Source organism: Streptomyces sp. NRRL S-495 (genome assembly GCF_000966955.1).
Classification (GTDB): Bacteria; Actinomycetota; Actinomycetes; order Streptomycetales; family Streptomycetaceae; genus Kitasatospora; species Kitasatospora purpeofusca.
This window is the reverse complement of sequence record NZ_JZWY01001027.1, coordinates 1-2,336: the sequence shown is the minus strand read 5'-3', so window position 1 is coordinate 2,336 and position 2,336 is coordinate 1. Positions and strand designations below refer to the sequence as shown.

Genomic DNA, 2,336 nt, shown 5'->3' with positions numbered 1-2,336 from the left:
CCTCAATCCGGTGAACGGCACCGACCGCTGGGCCGTCGCCCAGGCCGCGCCGTTCCGCCGGATGCACGTCAAGGGCGGGCTCAACCTGGCGCCGAACGGCTACGGTTGGGCCAGCGGCGGCTACATCGCCGACAGCCGGGTGGACGGCCAGATCGGCAACTACTCGCAGCAGCAGTGGTACACCCGGGACAGCGCGATCGGCGGGTTCTCCAACGGAGTCTGGAACCAGGTGTTCTCCGGTGTCCAGGGCGCGCCCGCGCAGAGCTTCCCCAACCCGCCCTACACCACCCTCGACACCACCCCGGTGTCGCGCGAGAAGCCGTTCCTCTACCTGGACGGCAACGACTACCGGGTGTTCGTCCCGGCGAAGCGGACCAACGCCCGGGGCGTCTCCTGGGACGGCACCCCGCAGGGCACCTCGCGGCCGCTGAACCAGTTCTACCTGGTCAAGCCGGGCGCGACGGCGGCCACCATCAACCAGGCGCTGGCGCAGGGCCTGGACCTGCTGTTCACCCCCGGCGTCTACCACGTGGACCGGCCGATCGAGGTGACCCGCCCGGACACCGTGGTGCTCGGCCTCGGCCTGGCCACCGTGGTGCCCGACAACGGGGTGACCGCGATCCGGGTCGCCGACGTGGACGGTGTCCGGCTGGCCGGGCTGCTGGTCGACGCCGGGCCGGTCAACTCGCCGGTGCTGGTGCAGATCGGACCGGACAACGCGGCCGCCGACCACGCCGCCGACCCGACCACCCTCCAGGACGTGTTCGTCCGGGTCGGCGGCGCCGGCGCCGGCTCGGCCACCGCCGGGATCGTGGTCAACAGTGACGACGTGATCGTCGACCACACCTGGATCTGGCGCGCCGACCACGGCGCCGGCGTCGGCTGGACGGTCAACCCCGCCGACTACGGCCTGCTGGTGCGCGGCGACGACGTGCTCGGCACCGGCCTGTTCGTCGAGCACTTCAAGAAGTACGACGTCGAGTGGTCGGGCGAACGCGGCCGGACGATCTTCTTCCAGAACGAGATCGCCTACGACGCCCCGAACCAGGCCGCCGTGCAGAACGGCGCCACCAGGGGCTGGGCCGCCTACAAGGTGGACGACAACGTCACCACCCACGAGGGCTGGGGCCTCGGCAGCTACTGCTACTTCAACGTGGACCCGAGCATCCGGATGGACCACGGCTTCGAGGCCCCGGTCCGCCCCGGGGTGCGGTTCCACGACCTGCTGGTGGTCTCGCTGGGCGGCAACGGCCAGTACGAGCACGTGATCAACGGCACCGGCGGCGCGACCTCCGGCACCTCCACCACCCCGTCCACGGTCACCTCCTTCCCGTAACACCCCTCCCGGACGGCGCCGAGGTGCCTCCCCCGACCGCCGCCCCGGCGGCCCGCGATCCGGCGGGCCGCCGGGGCGGCGCGGCCGGACCCGGGTATCGGGTACCGGGTGCGACAGGTCAGTGCTGGAGGGCGAGGCGCAGCGCGAGGGCGAGGACGACCAGGTTGCCGGTGAGGCCGGTGAGGAGGCGGCCGCGGGGGCCGGTCAGGAGGCGGCGGAGCAGGGCGCCGCCGGTGGCGAGCAGGGCCTGCCAGCTGGCCGAGGCGGCGAAGGCGGCCAGGACGAACACCAGGCCGGGACCGAGGCTGCCGGGAGCGAGGCTGCCGGGGCCGGTGCGGCCGCCGAGCACCAGGGCGCTGAAGTAGACCACGGTGAGCGGGTTGAGGAGGGTCAGGCCGAGCAGCGAGGCGTAGGTGCGCCAGGGGGAGGCGGGCGCCGGGGGCGGGGGGCCGGCCGGGTCCCGGTCCGCCCGGTGGGTGCGGAGGGTGGCGCGCAGCCCGTGCGCGGCGAGGAGCGAGCAGGGGGGCGAGCGTCGCGCCGCCGATCAGCGCGAGCAGGGCGTACAGGCCGTCGGCGGTGGCCACGCCCAGGGCGGCGGCCATGCCCCGGGCCAGCGAGACGCGGGAGGCGAGGGTGACGATCAGGACGGAGATCGCCCCCACCGGCACGGCGATGCCGTAGCCGGCGAGGAGCCCGGAGAGCAGGGCGTCGGTCATGGGGGTTCCGGTTCGCGCGGGGCGGTCGGGGGGTAGTGGCCGGGAGCGTAGTGCGCGGCGGCCGGACCGGGCCACCGGTTTATCGGGACGGACCCGGTGGCCGATCGGCGGGATTCGGTCCGGTGACCGAGTCTGCGGGGGCGTCCGGTGTTGCGCTGGGGAGCGCTCGGGAACGGTCCGAGGAGGAGGGGACGTCGCGATGAGGACGTGGCTGTGGCCGGTCAGGTCGATCGCGCACCCGGTCCGGGCGGCGCTCGCCCGCCGGCAGCCGCGGGCGGCCCGGC

2 pseudogenes are annotated in these 2,336 nt (G+C 74.4%); one reads left to right on the top strand and one right to left on the bottom strand.

The features are described from left to right. Positions 1-1,336, top strand: a pseudogene (locus VR45_RS38280) (coagulation factor 5/8 type domain-containing protein); the annotation flags it as partial. Between the two features lie 118 nt (positions 1,337-1,454). On the opposite strand, the pseudogene VR45_RS38275 reads toward VR45_RS38280, so the two are convergent. After that, positions 1,455-2,052: pseudogene (locus tag VR45_RS38275) on the bottom strand (LysE family transporter). Positions 2,053-2,336: the final 284 nt, after the last annotated feature.